The 16,381-nt window shown below is 66.4% G+C and carries 15 protein-coding genes; 8 read left to right on the top strand and 7 right to left on the bottom strand.

The features are described 5' to 3' along the window. Window positions 1-25: 25 nt before the first annotated feature. The 4 genes from O3300_RS25260 to O3300_RS25245 all read right to left on the bottom strand — a co-directional run bounded on the left by O3300_RS25260 (window position 26) and on the right by O3300_RS25245 (window position 3,456). Complete coding sequence (locus O3300_RS25260; protein ID WP_305054443.1) at window positions 26-772, bottom strand: SDR family oxidoreductase; 747 nt, start codon at window positions 770-772, stop codon at window positions 26-28. 91 nt (window positions 773-863) lie between these two features. Beyond that, window positions 864-1,088: a hypothetical protein gene (locus tag O3300_RS25255; protein WP_305054442.1), complete on the bottom strand. Its 225-nt coding sequence runs from the start codon at window positions 1,086-1,088 to the stop codon at window positions 864-866. Between the two features lie 14 nt (window positions 1,089-1,102). Continuing rightward, a complete protein-coding gene (locus O3300_RS25250; RefSeq protein ID WP_099665126.1) occupies window positions 1,103-1,774 on the bottom strand; it encodes a thiol:disulfide interchange protein DsbA/DsbL in 672 nt (223 codons plus the stop codon). 146 nt (window positions 1,775-1,920) lie between these two features. Further along, window positions 1,921-3,456, bottom strand: a complete 1,536-nt coding sequence (locus O3300_RS25245; RefSeq protein WP_305054441.1) for a TonB-dependent receptor — start codon at window positions 3,454-3,456, stop codon at window positions 1,921-1,923. A 245-nt stretch (window positions 3,457-3,701) separates the two neighbouring features. Between O3300_RS25245 and O3300_RS25240 the strand changes: the two genes are divergently transcribed. Both O3300_RS25240 and O3300_RS25235 read left to right on the top strand, forming a co-directional pair. Continuing rightward, a complete protein-coding gene (locus O3300_RS25240) occupies window positions 3,702-5,990 on the top strand; it encodes a M1 family metallopeptidase (RefSeq protein ID WP_305054440.1) in 2,289 nt (762 codons plus the stop codon). Next, the gene (locus tag O3300_RS25235; RefSeq protein ID WP_289899995.1) at window positions 5,987-6,871 is read left to right on the top strand and encodes a hypothetical protein; all 885 of its coding nucleotides are present in this window, start codon (window positions 5,987-5,989) and stop codon (window positions 6,869-6,871) included. Before O3300_RS25240 ends, O3300_RS25235 begins: the two co-directional genes overlap by 4 nt. Here O3300_RS25235 and O3300_RS25230 read toward each other — a convergent pair whose 3' ends face one another. Then, complete coding sequence (locus O3300_RS25230; RefSeq protein WP_305054439.1) at window positions 6,872-7,762, bottom strand: LysR family transcriptional regulator; 891 nt, start codon at window positions 7,760-7,762, stop codon at window positions 6,872-6,874. A gap of 114 nt (window positions 7,763-7,876) precedes the next feature. On the opposite strand from O3300_RS25230, the gene O3300_RS25225 reads away from it, so the two are divergent. After that, window positions 7,877-8,680 carry a class III extradiol ring-cleavage dioxygenase gene (locus tag O3300_RS25225; protein ID WP_305054438.1) on the top strand — a complete coding sequence of 268 codons (804 nt, stop codon included), beginning with the start codon at window positions 7,877-7,879 and terminating at the stop codon, window positions 8,678-8,680. A gap of 69 nt (window positions 8,681-8,749) precedes the next feature. Here the strand turns inward: O3300_RS25225 and ylqF are convergent, their stop codons facing one another. Continuing rightward, the gene (gene ylqF, locus O3300_RS25220; protein ID WP_083411975.1) at window positions 8,750-9,697 is read right to left on the bottom strand and encodes a ribosome biogenesis GTPase YlqF; all 948 of its coding nucleotides are present in this window, start codon (window positions 9,695-9,697) and stop codon (window positions 8,750-8,752) included. Between the two features lie 200 nt (window positions 9,698-9,897). On the opposite strand from ylqF, the gene O3300_RS25215 reads away from it, so the two are divergent. Beyond that, entirely contained in the window at window positions 9,898-10,695 is a 798-nt protein-coding gene (locus O3300_RS25215; protein WP_099665133.1) for a hypothetical protein, read from the top strand. 169 nt (window positions 10,696-10,864) lie between these two features. Continuing rightward, complete coding sequence (locus O3300_RS25210; RefSeq protein ID WP_305054437.1) at window positions 10,865-11,251, top strand: hypothetical protein; 387 nt, start codon at window positions 10,865-10,867, stop codon at window positions 11,249-11,251. Window positions 11,252-11,264: 13 nt separating this feature from the next. Here the strand turns inward: O3300_RS25210 and O3300_RS25205 are convergent, their stop codons facing one another. Next, a complete protein-coding gene (locus O3300_RS25205; RefSeq protein ID WP_305054436.1) occupies window positions 11,265-12,191 on the bottom strand; it encodes a histone deacetylase family protein in 927 nt (308 codons plus the stop codon). A gap of 244 nt (window positions 12,192-12,435) precedes the next feature. Here O3300_RS25205 and O3300_RS25200 point away from each other — a divergent pair, with 244 nt between their 5' ends. Genes O3300_RS25200 through O3300_RS25190 form a run of 3 tightly spaced genes read left to right on the top strand, consistent with a single transcriptional unit; the run spans window position 12,436 to window position 16,378 of the window. Beyond that, window positions 12,436-13,344 (top strand): MoxR family ATPase, encoded by a 909-nt coding sequence (locus tag O3300_RS25200; RefSeq protein WP_251349961.1) that lies wholly within the window; start codon window positions 12,436-12,438, stop codon window positions 13,342-13,344. A gap of 5 nt (window positions 13,345-13,349) precedes the next feature. Continuing rightward, a complete protein-coding gene (locus tag O3300_RS25195; protein ID WP_305054435.1) occupies window positions 13,350-14,360 on the top strand; it encodes a DUF58 domain-containing protein in 1,011 nt (336 codons plus the stop codon). Beyond that, window positions 14,357-16,378 (top strand): DUF3488 and transglutaminase-like domain-containing protein, encoded by a 2,022-nt coding sequence (locus O3300_RS25190; protein WP_305054434.1) that lies wholly within the window; start codon window positions 14,357-14,359, stop codon window positions 16,376-16,378. The genes O3300_RS25195 and O3300_RS25190 overlap by 4 nt, the downstream gene beginning before the upstream one ends. The last annotated feature ends 3 nt before the right edge of the window (window positions 16,379-16,381 follow it).

Raw genomic sequence — 16,381 nt, 5'->3', positions numbered from 1 at the left:
ATCACTTGCTTGCAGTAGTTGAAAATCAGCGGCCGCCTGCCACGTCGAGGATGCTGCCCGTCACATACGTGGCGCCCGGCCCCAGCAGGTACAGGATGGCGTCGGCGATTTCTTCCGGCTGGCCGCCCCGCTGCATGGGCACGCCGGACGCCAGGCGCGCCACCCGTCCCGGTTCGCCGCCTGACGCGTGGATGTCCGTGTAGATGATGCCGGGGCGCACGCCGTTGACGCGGATGCCCTCGGCCGCCACTTCCTTCGCCAGGCCCAGGGTCAAGGTATCGACGGCGCCTTTCGAGGCCGCGTAATCGATGTATTCGCCCGGGGAACCGAGGCGCGCGGCTGCCGACGAGACGTTCACGATGCGCCCGCCCTGCCCGCCATTGGCCGTCGACATGCGCCGCACGGCTTGCTGGCAGCAGAGGAAATAACTGATCACATTGGTGCGCAGCACGCGTTCGAGGCGCTGCACGGAAATGTCGGCCAGCCGGCATTTCTGCTCCAGCACGCCCACATTGTTGACCAGCGCCGTCAAGGTCCCCAGGCGGGCGTCGACTTCGCCAAACAAGCGTTCCACGTCCGCTTCATCGCTGACGTCAGCCTGCACGGCGATGGCCTCGCCCCCGCCGGCAACGATACGCGCGCACAGCGCCTCGGCCGCCTGCGCATCGCGCACATAGTTGACGCAGACGGCATAGCCCTGGCGCGCCGCCAGCTGCGCCGTCGCCGCGCCGATGCCGCGGCTGCTGCCGGTAATCAAGATCACTTCCTTCATCGCCCCTCCTGAATTGTTGTGGCTGCTTGTGGCTGCATCATACGCGGACGAAAAAAAACCCGCGCATGGCGGGTTCTGTATGCAAAGACCTTCAGTTCCTGAAGTGCGTCATGGCGTACGTCAAGTGCTGCCACCAGTGCTCGCGCGACTGCACGGACGCCAGGCATTTTGCGTCGACCTCGTTCTTGAACGCGGGGTCCACGCACGCCTTGGTGGCCAGCGCATTGCGCTGGTTTTCCACATTGACGACGGCAATCGCCAGCCAGGCCACGAGGGCGAGGGCCAATACGCACAAGGTCCAGGGCAGCTGTTTCATGACGTTCTCCAGTATTACTTCTTCGCAGGCGCCGGGGCGCGCTCTTTCAGCACGCGCGCCACCAGTTCATCCATCACGCGCAGGGTCGCTGTCTGGGTCTGCGGCTCGGACTGCCCCGGACGCGACAGCTGCGCCGGCGACGTCACGAAGCGGCCATCGATGACGATGGTCGGCGCGCTGTCGATCTTGCTGGCGGTGATCAGCTGTTCATTGCGTTTCAGCTTGGTCTGCACGCCGAAGGAATTGAACATGTCCAGGTATTTCGCCTTGTCGATGCCGTTCTTGACCAGCAGGTCGAGGATGGCGTCATCGCGGTTCAGGCGGTTGCGCTCGACGTGGATGGCGCGGAAGATCTTGTCGTGGAACTGGTCCAGCTGGCCCATCGCTTCCAGCGTGGCGTAGGCGTGCGCCTGCGCATCTTTCGGGCCATTGAAGGCCAGGTGGATGCGGCGGAAGGCGATCTTGTCGCCCTGCTTCTTGACCCAGTCGTGCATCAGCGGATCGAGCGCGTAGCAATGCGGGCAGGAATACATGAAGTACTCCACCACTTCCACCTTCTTGCCCGTGTCCGTGCGCACTGGCGTCGGGAGCGTGGTAAAGCCGGTATCGGCCGCCATGGCGCCGCCGGTGGCCGCCACCAGGGTGACGGCGGCAAGCAGGGGACGCAAGAAACGCAGAAAACGCATAATAATCCTTCATCATAAGTGGTCGAGAACGGGGCGAGATTACCACTTTTTGCGCCGGGCGATGAGGCCCGGGCGGAAAAAAGCCATGTTTATCGCCCCGGTTTGCGCCAGCTTAAGCCGTATTTAAGCCCCGCTGCACCCGCGCCTCAAAAATGGTAGCGCGCCGACACGCGCAGCTGGCGCGCATCCTTGAGGTAAATGCTGGAACGGCAGCCGGGCGCATCGCCGTAATGGCGGCGGTTGGCCAGGTTGCTGCCGGCCAGCTCCAGCTCCCAGGCGCCCAGCTTGTGCGCGTAGCGCCCGTCCACGGTGGCAAACGCGGGCACCTGAGCCAGGCAGCTGCCGGCGAAATCGGGGCCATAGCGCAGCGCGCGCAGCCATTGCACGCCCACGTCGGCACTGGCGCCGCCCTGCCCCGTCCAGTACAGGCGCAGGCTGGCCAGGGTTTTCGGCACGAGGGCGATATCCGGGCCGTCATAGGCGTAATCGTCGTAGCGCGCATGCACTTGCCGCAGTTGCCCGTCGAGGCGCCAGTCGCGCACCAGCGCCATGCTGGCCTCGATGGCGATGCCGTCGCGGCGCGAGGGGTCGAGGTTGCCCGCAAAGCCCAGCTGGCCCAGGCTTTGGTCGAAAACGATCTGGTTGCTCAGGCGCTCGCTGAATACGCGCACGGAAGCGCTGCGCGCCGCGTCGCCGACGGTGGCGCCCACTTCCATTTCGCGCCGCAACTGGCCCGCCAGGGGGCGGTAGCCGGCGCGGGTATAGCCATCGTCGTCGATGCGGTAGCTGCGCGCGGCCTTGGCGTACACGCTCAGTTGCGGGCGCAATTGCAGGCTGCCCTGCAAATCCCAGGCATTCTGGTTTTCCCAGTCGCTGCCGCCGGCGGGCAGGTCGGCCGGATCGAGCTGGAACTGCTCATGCCGCAGCCCCAGCAGCAGGCGCGGCGCATACGGGCCGCCGAAGGCCAGCTCTTCGCGCAGCAGCAGCGCGCGCGAATACTGGCGGCGCTGCCCGTCGCCATCGCGGTCCGAGCGCCGCTGCCACTGCATCAGGTCCAGGCCCACTTCCGTATCCGTGCCCACGCCGCCCACCTTGCCGTAATGGCGCAGGCGGGGCGCCAGCTGCCGGCGGCGGCTGCTGTACCTCGATTCGCTGCTGCCGTCCTCGCCCGCATAGTGGGCCGTGGCGCGCTTTTCCCGCTGCGACAGTTCCACGCCCAGCTCGAAACTGCCCACATAGCGCTGCACGAAGGCGCTGGCGCGCCGCACCTCATAGCGGTACAGGTCTTCCGGGCGCGCCGCCAGCAAGGCCAGGAACGGCGCCTCGGGCGCGGGATAGCGGGTCTCCTGGTTCAGCTGGTCGGCGCTGAAGCCGAAGCGGCCCTGGCGCGCCTTCCATTCCGCGCCGCCGTTGATGCCGCGCTGGTGAAACACGCTGCCATCGCGGTAATTGCCATTGCGCAGCCCGTCCATAGCCACATCGAGCGTCATGCCGTCCTGCTCGCGCGACAGGGCGCCGCGCACGCTGTGCTGGCCGCCCTGCGCCAGCTCGGCGGACACGTCGCCATGCGTGACGCCGGCCGCGCCGGCATCCACGCCTTCCTGCGCGCACGCCGGCATGGCCAGGGCGCACAGCAGCAAGGCGCGCGTGGCGATGGTCAGGACGGGAGGGGCAGGCATCATGGCGGCAGGCTGGAGGCGTCACCGCGGCGCAGACGCGCGCTGGTGGAACGGAAGGATGGCAAAAGCGAATCATTATACGCACGGCGCACGGCGCCGCAAGCGCCAGCCCGGCGGTACTTTCCTTATGCCAATATTTTATTGGTGATTTGGCATTTTTGTAGGTATATTAAGGTGCGCCCGGCGATCCTGGGCGCAGCCGACTGCATTTAAAAATCAACAATAAGAAGTCACTGTGGGAGTCACGCATGGAAAGTCGTAGCACAACGCGCCGGGGGCCGCCAAGTCCCCGCGGCACGCGCCGCAGCATTGGTTTTTTCCCCATCTCGGGCAAGCTCAAAGCCCTTTCCATCACCGCCATGCTGCTGGCCGGCCTTGCTTTGCAGGCCGACCTGTTCGCCCAGCCGGGCCAAGGCAAGCCGGCCGGCGCGCCCGCGCCGCTGGCGCCATCCGCCGACGGCATCGCCCTGGCGTCGCCGCATGCGTCGGCCGTCAGCACGCCCAGCGCCAGCAATGCCTGGGGCGGTGCGCGCACGGGCGCGCAAGCGACCCTGTCGGACCGCGTCGTCGATTACCAGATCGAAGCGACGCTCGATCCCGTCAAGCACACGATAGACGGCCAGCAGAAACTGCGCTGGCGCAACCGCAGCGCGCAAGCCGTCAGAAGCGTGTACCTGCACCTGTACCTGAATGCCTTCGAAGGCGAACATTCGACCTTCTTCACCGAAAAGCGCAAGCTCGACACGGGCTTCCGCTCGGGCGTCGACACGCGCGACGGCGAGTGGGGCTACATCGAACTGCGCAGCATGACGCAGAACGGCGCCAAGGCGCCCTGGCATTTCGTCCAGCCGGACAACGGCCCGGCCACCGACCGCACGGTCGTGCGCGTCGATTTGCCGCAGGCCGTCGCGCCGGGCGCCGAGACGACGCTCGACATCCGCTTCTTCGACCAGTTGCCGCGCGTCATCGCGCGCACCGGCTATTTCGGCAGCTTCCACCTGGTGGGCCAGTGGTTCCCCAAGATCGCCGTGCTGGAACTGCCCGGCGAACGGGGCGCCACCGCGCCGCGCTGGAACGCGCATGAATTCCACCTCAATTCGGAGTTCTACGCCGATTTCGGCAACTACGACGTAAAGCTGACCGTGCCCAAGGAGTACACGGTGGGCGCCACGGGCGAACTGCAGGGCGCGCCGCAGGAAAAGAACGGCATGCTCACGCATCACTATGTGCAGGGCGACGTGCACGATTTCGCCTGGACGGCCGACAAGCGCAGCGCGCAGCCGTTGACGGGCAGCTGGAGCGGTCCTGGCAGCCCGCCGGTGGCCATCAAGGTGCTGTACCCGCCCGAATACGCGTCGAACGCGGCGCCCGCGCTGCAGGCGGCCAAGGATTCGCTCACGTATTTCTCGCGCACCCTGGGCCCGTATCCGTACAAGACGCTGACGGTGGTGATTCCGCCGTTTAACGCGGCCGAAGCAGGCGGCATGGAATACCCGACCTTCATCACGGCCTCGAGCTACGCCAACCTGCAGCCGAAGACCATTCCCGAATTCGGCCTCGATTTCGTCACCATCCATGAATTCGGCCATGGCTATTTCTATGGCATCCTGGCGTCGAACGAGTTCGAGGAACCCCTTCTCGACGAAGGCTTGAACGAATACTGGGACCAGCGCATGCTGCGCGCGCGCGGCCAGGATATTCACGCCACCACGCCCCTGCTCAAGCGCCTGGGCTTCGATCCCGTCTTCAAGGTCTTCGAATTCGAGCGCATGGCCGCGCCGCGCCAGGATGCGGCCGACCCGCTGGGCCAGAACGCGTGGAACCGCCTGCAGGGCGTGGGCCCCGTCTACAGCCGCACGGCCATCACCATGCGCGACCTGGAAGCGCGCATCGGCAGCGAAGCCATGGAACGGGGCTTCAAGGCCTATTACGAACAGTGGAAATTCCGCCACCCGAGCGTGGCCGACCTGCGCGAAACGCTGGCCGAGGCGACGGGCCAGCGCCGCATCGTGGAACAGGTCTTCGCGCAGCAGGTCTATGCCAGCGCAAATATCGACGACCGCATCGGCACCTTCACCAGCGAAGAGCAGACGCCGCTGGCCGGCATGGCGGTGGTGAACGGCAAGCGCGTGGAACATACGGCCGAAGCGCTGGAAAAAGAGGAGAAAAAGGTACGCGAGGCGTGGGACAAGGCGCATCCGGACGCCAAGCCCGGCACGGGACCGTATCCTTATCTCACCAGCGTGGTCTTGCGCCGCCGCGGCGCGCCCGTGCCGCAGGTGCTGCTGGTGAAATTCGCCGACGGCAGCTCCGAACGCGTGGTGTGGGATAACGAGCAGCTGTGGCAGCGCTACACTTGGAGCAAGCCCGTGAAGGCCGTCTCGGCCGAACTCGATCCCGACCGCGTGCACTACCTCGACGTCAACAAGCTCGATGACAGCCGCACCCTGAAAACCGACACCTCGGCCGCGCGGCGCTGGAGCTTCGACCTTGCCGCCGTCTTCCAATACCTCCTTTCCCTGATTGCCACCGTATGAGCGCCACTTCCACGACACGGGCCAGCGGCCTGACCCTGACCACGCGCGCCAGCCGCGCCGCCCTGCAATGGCGCTTGCTGCTGCTGTGGGCGGGCCTGCTACTGATCCCCGCCATCCTTGCCGTCATTCCCCTCTGGCGCACCTTGAGCGCCAGCCTCGATAACGCCGTGCATGCAGCGGCCCTGGCGCACAAGCTCGACCTGATGACCCTGGCCGACCTGGTGGCCAACACGGGACGCAACGGCGCCGCCATCAGCCAGGCCGCCATCACCGGCGTCGTGCTGGCCCTGCTGCTGTCGCCGCTGCTGAGCGGCCTGGTGGTGACGGCCGCGCGCGCGCCTGCGCCACCCGGCTTCGGCCCCCTGCTGACGGGTGCCTTCAGCGAATACGGCCGCATGCTGCGCATGTTGCTGTGGAGCATCGTGCCGCTGGGCGTGGCGCTGGCGATCGGCGCCGGCGCACTGAAACTGGCCGACAAGCACGCGGCGAAAGCCATCCTGGAAGCGGATGCCGACCTGGCCCGCCACCTGGCCTTGCTGCTTACGGGTTTGCTGTTCCTGCTGGCCTGCGCCACGCTCGACGCGGGCCGCGCGGCGCTGGCCGTCGACCGCCGCCGCACATCGGCCGTCAAGGCCTGGTGGCGGGGACTGGGCATGCTGCGCCGGCGTCCGCTGGCCAGCCTGGCCATCTACCTCGTCATCACCGTGCTGGGACTGGCGCTGTATGCGCTGCTGGGCGTGGCGCGCCTGAACCTGGCCGCGCCCGGCCCGCTGGCCATCGTGGCCGGCTTGCTGGTGACGCAGCTGGCGGCGCTGGTGCTGGCGTGGATGCGCAGCGCGCGCCTGTTCGCCTTGATCGACGTCAAGCGCTCGCTCGCGTAATCAAGCCCCCAGGCGCCCTTCATCGGCCAGGAAGTCGATGAAGGTGCGCACTTTCGACGACAGGTAGCGGCGGCTCGTGTACACGGCGTACACCTTGCCGCCCGCCAGCTTGAAATCGTCGAAGAGGCGCACCAGCCGCCCCGCCGCCAGGTCCGCATCCGTTTGCCACGACGGCAGCAGCGCGATGCCCATGCCGTCGAGCGCGGCCGCGTGCAGCAGGCTTTCGTTATTGCATTGCAGGACGGGCGAAAACTTCACCGTCTCGCGCCCCTGTGCCCCGTCGAAGGCCAGTTCATTGCCGTTCGCCAGCAAGGAATAGCTGATCATGGCGTGCTGCGCCAGGTCTTGCGGCAGGTGCGGGTGGCCCGCGCGCGCCAGATAGGCGGGCGCGGCCACCAGGTGGAATTCGATGCTGCCGATGGGCCGCGCGATCAGGGCCGGCGATGGGGCCTGGCTCACGCGCAGGGCCAGGTCGAAACCCTCTTCCACCAGGTTCACCACACGGCCGCTGAGGTCGATGTCGAAGGTCACTTCCGGAAAGCGCTCGCGGTAGGCGGCCAGGGTGCGCGTAAAGATGGCGTTGGCGAACCAGACGGGCGCGCTCAGGCGCAGCATGCCGCGCGGCACCACCGTCGTGCGGCCGACGGTCGCTTCCACCTCGTCAAGATTGTCGAGCATGTCGCGGCACTGTTCGAAATACACCTTGCCGATTTCCGTCAGGCTCAGGTGGCGGCTGCTGCGGTTCAGCAGGCGTGCGCCCAGGTGGCGCTCCAGGTGCATCACGTGTTTGCTGACCATGGCCGGCGACAGGTCCAGGCGCTCGCTGGCGCGCACAAAACTGTCCAGCTCCACCACGGCGCGAAACACGCGCATGCTGCGCAAGGTATCCATACCCATCCAATCATCAACAAAATGGAAATGATATATCAATAATAGCGATCTTGATCAACTGACTGCGCATGACTATCATGGTTCCATCGTTAGCCATTCCCCTCAGGAGCCGCCATGCAAGAGCACACCTTCCCCACGTATTTCCTGTCGCACGGCGGCGGCCCGTGGCCGTTCATGAAAGACCAGTTCGGCGGCCGCTACGACGTGCTGGAAGCGTCGCTGCAAGATATCCCGCGCCAGGTCGGCGCGCGTCCCAAGGCCGTGCTGGTCGTCACGGCGCACTGGGAAGGGCCGCAATTCCTCGTTTCGGCCAGCCCCCGTCCGGGCATGATCTACGACTATTCTGGCTTTCCGCCGCATACGTACCAGATCCAGTACCCGGCGCCGGGCGCGCCGGAACTGGCGGCGCAGGTGAAACAGTTGCTCGATGCGGCAGGCCATCCGGCGCGCCTGGACCACGAGCGGGGTTTCGACCACGGCACCTTCAGCGCCCTGTTCCCCATCTACCCGCAGGCGGACATGCCGCTGGTGCAACTGTCGCTGAAACACGGCTACGACCCGCTCACGCACGTCGAAGTGGGCCGCGCGCTGGCCAGCCTGCGCCGCCAGGGCGTGCTGATACTCGGCAGCGGCCTGTCCTATCACAACCTGCGCCAGTTCGGCCAGGCAGGCGCCGTCGCCTCGCACCAGTTCGACGCCTGGCTGCGCCAGGCCATGGCCCTGCCGCCAGAACAAAGGCTGGAGCAATTGCTGGCCTGGGACCAGGCGCCGGGCGCGCGCCAGGCCCATCCGCAGGAAGACCATCTGCTGCCGCTGATGGTGGCGCTGGGCGCGGCCGAGCGTGAAGCGGCGCACGTCGTGTACCACGAGGAGGATTTCTTTGGCGCGCTGGCCGTGACCAGCTTCAAATTCGGCTAATCGGCCAGCGCATGAAAAAAGCGCCGCGACATTGCTGTCGCGGCGCTTTTTTCATGGTGGAGCGGTAACTTACGTGCCGCGCTTGCCGCGCGCCGCATTCCTGGCCTTCTCGGCGGCGATTTCCGCCGCCTTGGCCGCTTTTTCCGCCATCTCGGCCGCGTGCTGGGCCAGCAGGGCCGCGCGCGTGTCCGGCGTTTCCAGCGAAATGCGTCCCAGGATGCCGCTGCGGTAGTCGAGCAGCAGGGTATGCGAGGCTTTCTCGAAATCGTAGTCGCCGCCCTTGATGCGGAAGCCGCGCTTGGCGGCGATGCCTTCGACCACGCCGATGGCGTCGACTTCATCGACCTTGGTGCCGTAGCGGGCCGCCAGCAAGTCCGGATAGCGCTTGAGCAATTCCTCGGCCAGGAACACGGCCACTTCCTCTTCGATCAGCGCGTTCGAGCCGATGGCGTGGCTGGCCGCCAGCATCAGGCCGTCGCTGGGGATGGCGATCTTCGGCCACAGCATGCCGGGCGTGTCGACCAAAATCGTGTTCTTGTCCAGGTACAACTTTTGCTGCATCTTGGTGACGGCCGGCTCGTCGCCCACCTTGGCCACGCGCTTTTTCAGCAGCGCGTTCATCAGGGTCGACTTGCCCACGTTGGGAATGCCCATGATCATGATGCGCAGCGGCTTCGTCGGCACGCCGCGGTGCGGCGCCAGCGATTTCGCCAGTTCCGGAATGCGCGCCACGTCGCCCGGCTTCTTGGTCGTCATCGCATACGCGGTCACGCCTTCCTGGGCGTTGAAATAGGCCACCCAGGCAGCCGTGGCGGCAGGATCGGCCAGGTCGGTCTTGTTGAGGATTTTCAGGCAAGGGCGCTGGCGGAACAGGCGCAGCTCGTCCACCATGGGATTGCAGCTGGCTGCCGGCAGGCGCGCGTCCACCACTTCAATCACCAGATCGGTGTTTTCCATGGTCTCGGCCGCTTTCTTGCGGGCCGCGTTCATGTGTCCTGGGTACCATTGTATCGCCATGCTCTTGCTTTCAAAATCGTTCGGTCAATCCGCTATTTTACGTGGTTGCCGCCACGACGTCCCATTTTCCGCCGCCAACGCCAGCCGTGCGACACGAACGAGACAATTGGTGATAATTTGGCAGTTACATGAATGATAAGATTCGCAGTCCGTCCAGCCTGGACGGTTTCCCATCGCAAGCTTAACCTGGCACGCAATCCATGCACTTTCCCCGCTTTTGCCTCCTCGCCTCCCTTTATGCCAGCCTGCTGCCCGCCATGGCCCAGGAACAAGCGGCGGCGCCGGGCGACGCGGCAAGCCAGGAAATGCAGCAGATTGTCGACGTGCAAAGCACGCGCGATCCCGACCTGCGCCCCTACCGCACCATGCTCAAGGGACTCGATGCGTATGCCGACCACCAGCGCCTGGCGCCGGGCGCGCCGCTGCGCTTCATGCTGATTCCCGCCACGCCGCAGGCCAGGCTCGATGGCGTGACCCTGCACTTGTCAGCCGACAACCTGTCCATCCCCGTGCCGCTGGCGGCGGACGGCGGCTTCACCTTGTCGCGCGACAAGACCGCCTACGATGCGAATGCCGACCTGGTCAGCAACAAGAAGCGCGACACCCTGCGCTGGCGCGCCGACATCCATACGCCGGGCTTGCCCCAGAACGTGCGCCGCCTGGGCGACCTGCGCCTGGAATGCGAAATCCGCTGGGCCGTCGAGCAGGATGAGTTGTCCTTTGTCCGGCGCAACCTGTTCCGCCTGGCAGGCGGGCCGTGCCACTCGTCGCTGATCCACGTGCCGTTTCCCGTGGTGCACAAGCTGCTTGCCGTGCAGGCGCGCTCGGGCGAGCGCACGCTGGACATCCGCGTCACGCAAGACCGGCAACGCTTCGTGCCGCCGCTGCATGACCTGAACTGGGACGACAATACCCTGCTGACCCTGACCTACGCCGACGACGGGAAAATGGCGGGAGCCGCCCCGGCAGCGCCCTCGCAGGCAGCGCAGCGCCAATAAGGCGCCGCCCGCGCAGCCAGGTCAAATATTTCCACGTGGATTCTTATATTTACTGAAAGAAATAAAGAAGTATGTTCTAATATCGCCTCTTAAATGAAAAGCAATTATTTTCCAGGCTGGCTAGCGCCGGGTGCAGGGAGATAGGCGATAGGGATGGCTCGATATGGTGATGGAACACACTGGCAAGGCGCCAGCGGCACACGTGGAATGCGAACGTGGCAGCGCGCGCCCGGCCAAGGCGGCGGCCAAGCGCGTGCCGCGCAATGGCAGCCTGTTGCAGTGGAAGAAGGAATGCCGGCAATTGCAGGGGCAAGTGGCGCAGCTGGAAGAGCGCCTGAAGCGCCAGAGCGCCGACAGCTATGGCTTGCAAGTGCTGTATGACCAATTGGTCAATGAAATCAAGCACCACCGCGACATGTTGCAGCTCAACAGTTTTGACGCGGATAAATCATCGCTCGTCTACACGCAAGCCTGGCGCCGCTTCATGGCTGGCGACGCGCTCGACTACCAGACGCACCGCCACACGAATTCCCGCAGCCGCCCCAGCCTGCTGTAGTTCAAGCTCCCCCTTACAGCTCCGCCAGCGCCTTCACGTGCGCGGCCACGCTGCGGCCCAGTGACGACAGGTTGTAGCCCCCTTCGAGGCAGCTGACGATGCGGCCCTTGCCATACTGATTGGCCACGGCCATCATTTGCTGCGTCATCCACGTGTAATCGGCCTCCACCAAGCCCATGCCGCCCACGTCGTCTTCGCGGTGGGCGTCGAAACCGGCGGAAATGAAAATCATCTGCGGCTGCTGCCGGTGCAGCGCGGGCAGCCAGTGGTCGAGCACTAGCTGGCGCACGGCGTCGCCTTTCGATCGGGCCGGCACGGGCACGTTGACGCGCGTGTCCGTGTACGATTCCACGTCGCTGTACGGATAGAAGGGGTGCTGGAAAAAGCTGACCATCAGGATGCGCGGATCGTGCGCCACGGATTCGGCCGTGCCATTGCCATGATGTACGTCAAAGTCGACGATGGCGACCCGTTCGAGCCCGCGCACGTCGAGCGCATGCTTGGCGGCGATGGCGACGTTATTGAACAGGCAAAAGCCCATGGGCTCGCTGGGCCGCGCGTGGTGGCCGGGCGGGCGGATCGCGCAAAAGGCGTTGCTGATCTCGCCGTCGATGACGGCGTCCGTGGCTGCCACGGCCGAGCCAGCGGCGGCCAGCGCCGCATCGTAGCTGTGCGCGTTGAGCAAGGTGTCGCCGTCGAGCGGGTAATAGTCGCCCGCGGGCGGCACGTTGTCGCGCACGAGGCCGATGGCCGTGGCGCTGTGGTTGCGCTCGATATCGGACAATTGCGCGCGCACGCCTTCGCGGTGCTCGACCAGGTCGCTGATGTGCGCCAGGATCAATTGATCGTTGATGGCCTGCAAGCGGGCCGGCGATTCGGGATGCCAGTCGCCCATTTCGTGGCGCTGGCAATCGGGATGGGTATAAATGGCTGTGCTCATGCGCTGTACTGGTTACCTCTGTCTCTGCTCTCTATCCATACCGGGAACGCGTGCCGGAATCACTGCAGAGCATTCCTGCCTGCCTGGCCCGTTCTCGCATAAAATCACTGGCTGGTCTGTGCCGCCCTTGCCGCCTTTGCTGTCACGCTAATCTACCACGAGCGCGCAGGCGGCGGGCGGCGCGGTTTGACCTGGCCAAAGCGATTGTAAATTAAATAATCCGTCTTACTGTGATAGAAATAGCATGTTTTCGAAAATACACCAGGCCGCACAGCAGATCGGCGAAGTTCTCGTCGGCAAACAGTTACAGATCCGCCAGACCCTCGCCTGCGTGCTGGCCGGCGGCCACCTGCTGATCGAGGACGTGCCCGGCGTGGGCAAGACGACCCTGGCGCATGCGCTGGCCATCTCGCTGGGCCTGCAATGGAAGCGCCAGCAATTTACCAGCGACCTGCTGCCCGCCGACGTGGCCGGCATGAGCGTGTATGACCGTGGCAGTGGCAGTTTCATCTTTCATCCAGGCCCCCTGTTTACCCAGGTGCTGCTGGCCGACGAGATCAACCGCGCCACGCCGAAGACGCAATCGGGCTTGCTGGAAGCGATGGAAGAGCGGCAAGTGACGCTCGATGGCGTCACGCGCGCGCTGCCGCAGCCGTTTTTCGTCATCGCCACGCAAAACTGCGCGCACCAGCTGGGCACCTTCCCCCTGCCCGAATCGCAGCTGGACCGTTTTCTCATGTGCGTCACCCTGGGCTACCCCGATGCGGCCGCCGAACGGGAACTGCTGCTGGGCGCAGACCGCCGCGCCATGCTGCAAACCTTGCCAGCCGTCATGAACGCGGAAGAATTGCTGCAGGCGCAAGCAGGCCTGCGCGCCATCCACGCCTCACCTGCCGTCGTCGACTACGTGCTGTCCCTCGTGCATGCCACCCGCGTGCCGGGCGTGTTTGCCGATGGCCTGAGTCCGCGCGCCGCGCTGGCCTTGCTGCAGGCGGCGCGCGCCTGGGCCGCCCTGGCCGGACGCGACCACGTCACGCCCGACGATGTGCAAGCCGTACTCATTCCCGTCTGCGCCCACCGCCTGCACGCCGCGCAAGGGGTCACGGACAGCCGCATGCTGCTGCAGCAATTGCTGCTGGCGACACCCGTCTGACAGCCGTGCGCCTGCGCACCATCCGCTGGCTGCCGGCGCGCCCCTGGCTGGGCGCGCAGCGCGTGCACATCCGTCCCTCGCGCGCGGGGCTGGCGTTTGCCGCGCTGCTGCTGGCGCTGTGGATCGCGGCCGTCAACTACCGCCTGGGCCTTGGCTACGCGCTGACCTGTTTCGCGGCCGCCTGCGCCATCGCCGACATGTTGTTTGCCAGCCGTAACCTGGCGGGCCTGGCGTTGGCCGCCACGCCGGGCAATCCCGTGTTCGCGGGCAGTCAGGCCACGTTCACCTTGCGCCTGATCAACCGCAGCGCCCGCCCGCGCCATGCGATCCACCTGGCCATGCGCGATTCGGCGGCGGCGCCCGGCCCGGTCGACATCGCCGCCCACGGGGAAACGGCCGTCACCATCGTCGTGGCGGCGCGGCAACGTGGATGGGTGATTGCCCCGCCGGTGCGCCTGTCCGGCAGTTTCCCGCTGGGCCTGTTTATCGCCTGGTGCCATTGGCAGCCCGAGGCGCGCGTGCTCGTGTATCCGCAACCCGAGCACAACGCGCCGCCGCTGCCCTTGCCGGCAGGCACGGTACAGCAGACACGGCAACAAACACGACCACGCACGTCCGATGGCGCCCTGGAACTGGCAGTGGAACTGGCGGGCGTGCGCGCCTACCAAGCGGGCGACCCCTTGCGGCGCCTGGCCTGGCGCCAGATCGCCCGCCATGACGGCGAGCATTTATTCAGCAAGCAATTCCAGCCAGCCGCCGACGCGCCAACGGGAGCCGTCCCTGACAGCATCGTGCTCGAGCACGCCGCCCTGCACGCGCTGGCGCCGGAAGCGCGGTTGTCGCGCCTGGCCGCCTGGGTGTTGCAGGCGGAACGCACGGGCCTGCCATACGGCTTGCGCCTGGGCACGCTGACCGTGGCGCCGGCCTTGGGCGCCCGCCAGCGCGACGCCTGCCTGCGCGCGCTGGCCCTGCACGATTTGCCGCACGATTTGCCACAGGATGAGGCCTTGGCATGAGGCAATGGCTAGCCAACTTGCCGCGCGACAAGGCCGACATCCTGCTGCTGTTGCTGGCCGCCGCCATGGTGCTGGCGCCGCACGCGCTGCACCTGCCCCCATGGCTGTCGGCCGCCGCCGCCGCGCCCCTGCTGTGGCGCGCCTTCATCACCGTACGGGGCCGGCGCCAGCCGCGGCTGGCCGTGCTCGCGCCGCTGGCCTTGCTCGGCATCGCCGCCGTCTATGTCAGCTACGGCACTGTGCTGGGACGCGATGCGGGCGTAGCCATGCTGGCCTTGCTGCTGGCCTTGAAATCGCTGGAAATGCATGGCCGGCGCGACATCTTCGTGTTCGTCTTCCTCAGTTTTTTCCTCCTGTTGGCGAACTTCTTTCATGCGCAAGGCATCGTCAGCGCCGCCTGGATGCTGGCCACCGTCATCGTCCTGCTGGCCGGCCTGCTGTCGTCCCAGTATGGCGCCGTGCAACCGCGCCTGGCGCACAGACTGGGCTTGCTGGGGCACATGCTGGCGCTGGCCCTTCCCCTGTCGGCCGTGATGTTTCTTGCCGTGCCACGCGTCGACGGCCCCCTGTGGGGCGCGGCACCAGAAGGCACGCAGGCGCGCACGGGCTTGTCCGACAGCATGCAGCCGGGCGCCATCGCCTCGCTGGCCCTGTCAAGCGACCCCGTCTTCACAGCCCGTTTCAGCACGCCGCTCCCGCCGCAAGACCAGCTGTATTGGCGCGGCGTGGTGCTGGGCGACTTCGACGGCACCACCTGGACGCGCAGGGGCGCTGGCCAGCGCACGCCTGCCGCCGACAGCCGGATAGACATCGCCCTGGAAGGCCAGCCCAGCCAATACGAAGTGACGTTGCAAGCGAGCGGCCAGCGGCGCATCTTCGCGCTCGACGTGCCGCGCAGCATCGAACGCTTGCCCGGCAATCCGTACGTCGTGTCGTCCGCGCTGGAAGTGCTGACCATACAGCCCATTACTTCGACCGTACGTTACCGCGTCAGTTCCCAACCCCGCTACCGCTTGCAGGCCAGCCTGTCTTTTGCCCAGCAGCAGCCCTGGCTAGCCTTGCCTGCCGGTAGCAATCCGCGCAGCGTGGCCTGGGCCCGCGCATTGCGCGGCCATGGCGCGCAGGCGCTGGCGCCCGCCGACGCCATCGCCGCCGTGCTCGAACACTTCCGCCGCGCCCCCTTCCGCTACACCCTGCAGCCGCCGCTGCTGGGCAAGCATGGCGTCGACGACTTCCTGTTTGTCACGCAAGCGGGCTTTTGCGAACATTACGCGGGCAGCTTTGTCGTGCTGATGCGCGCCATGGGGATTCCCGCGCGCGTCGTCACCGGTTACCAGGGCGGCCTGCATGGCGCGGCAGACAACAGCCTGAGCGTGCGCCAGTCCGACGCCCATGCGTGGAGCGAAGTGTGGCTGGCGGGCCGGGGCTGGGTGCGCGTCGATCCCACCAGCGCCGTCGCGCCCCTGCGCACGGAGCGCAACCTCGATGCCGCCCTGCCGCCGGCCCCGTCGCCGCTGACGGCATGGCGCGCCTTGGCCGGCCTCGACGGCGGCGCGCACGGAGCGCTGGCCGCGTGGCGCCAGCAATGGCAGCAAGCCGAGCAAGCCTGGAGCCACTGGGTGCTCGACACCACGCCACAACGCCGGCGCGCCATGCTCGATGGCTTGAAAAACCTGCCGGCAAAAAAGCTGGCAGCCGCTTGCGCCTTGCTGGCCCTGCTGTCCGCCCTGGCCGGCGCACTGGTCTGGTGGCGGCAGACGCGGCAAGGCGATCCGCTCGACGCCCTGTACGCGCAGTTTTGCCACCGGCAGGCGCGGCGCGACTACAGCCGTGCGCCGCATGAAGGCCCGCACGGTTATGCTGCCCGGTTGGCCGCAGGCAAGGCCACGCCCGAAGCGCACGCCGCCATCGCACAGTTTCTGGCAATCTATGCCGCGATGAAGTATGGTAATGCCAACCCAGACGAACAACTCCGCGCGCGGCGCAGCTTGCGCCGCCTGTTAACCCAATGCCGATGAGAC

The sequence above is a fragment of the Janthinobacterium sp. SUN206 genome (assembly GCF_030587305.1).
Taxonomy (GTDB): Bacteria; Pseudomonadota; Gammaproteobacteria; order Burkholderiales; family Burkholderiaceae_D; genus Janthinobacterium; species Janthinobacterium kumbetense.
The sequence above is the reverse complement of the archived record's forward strand: the minus strand, read 5'-3'. Positions and strand labels throughout refer to the sequence as shown.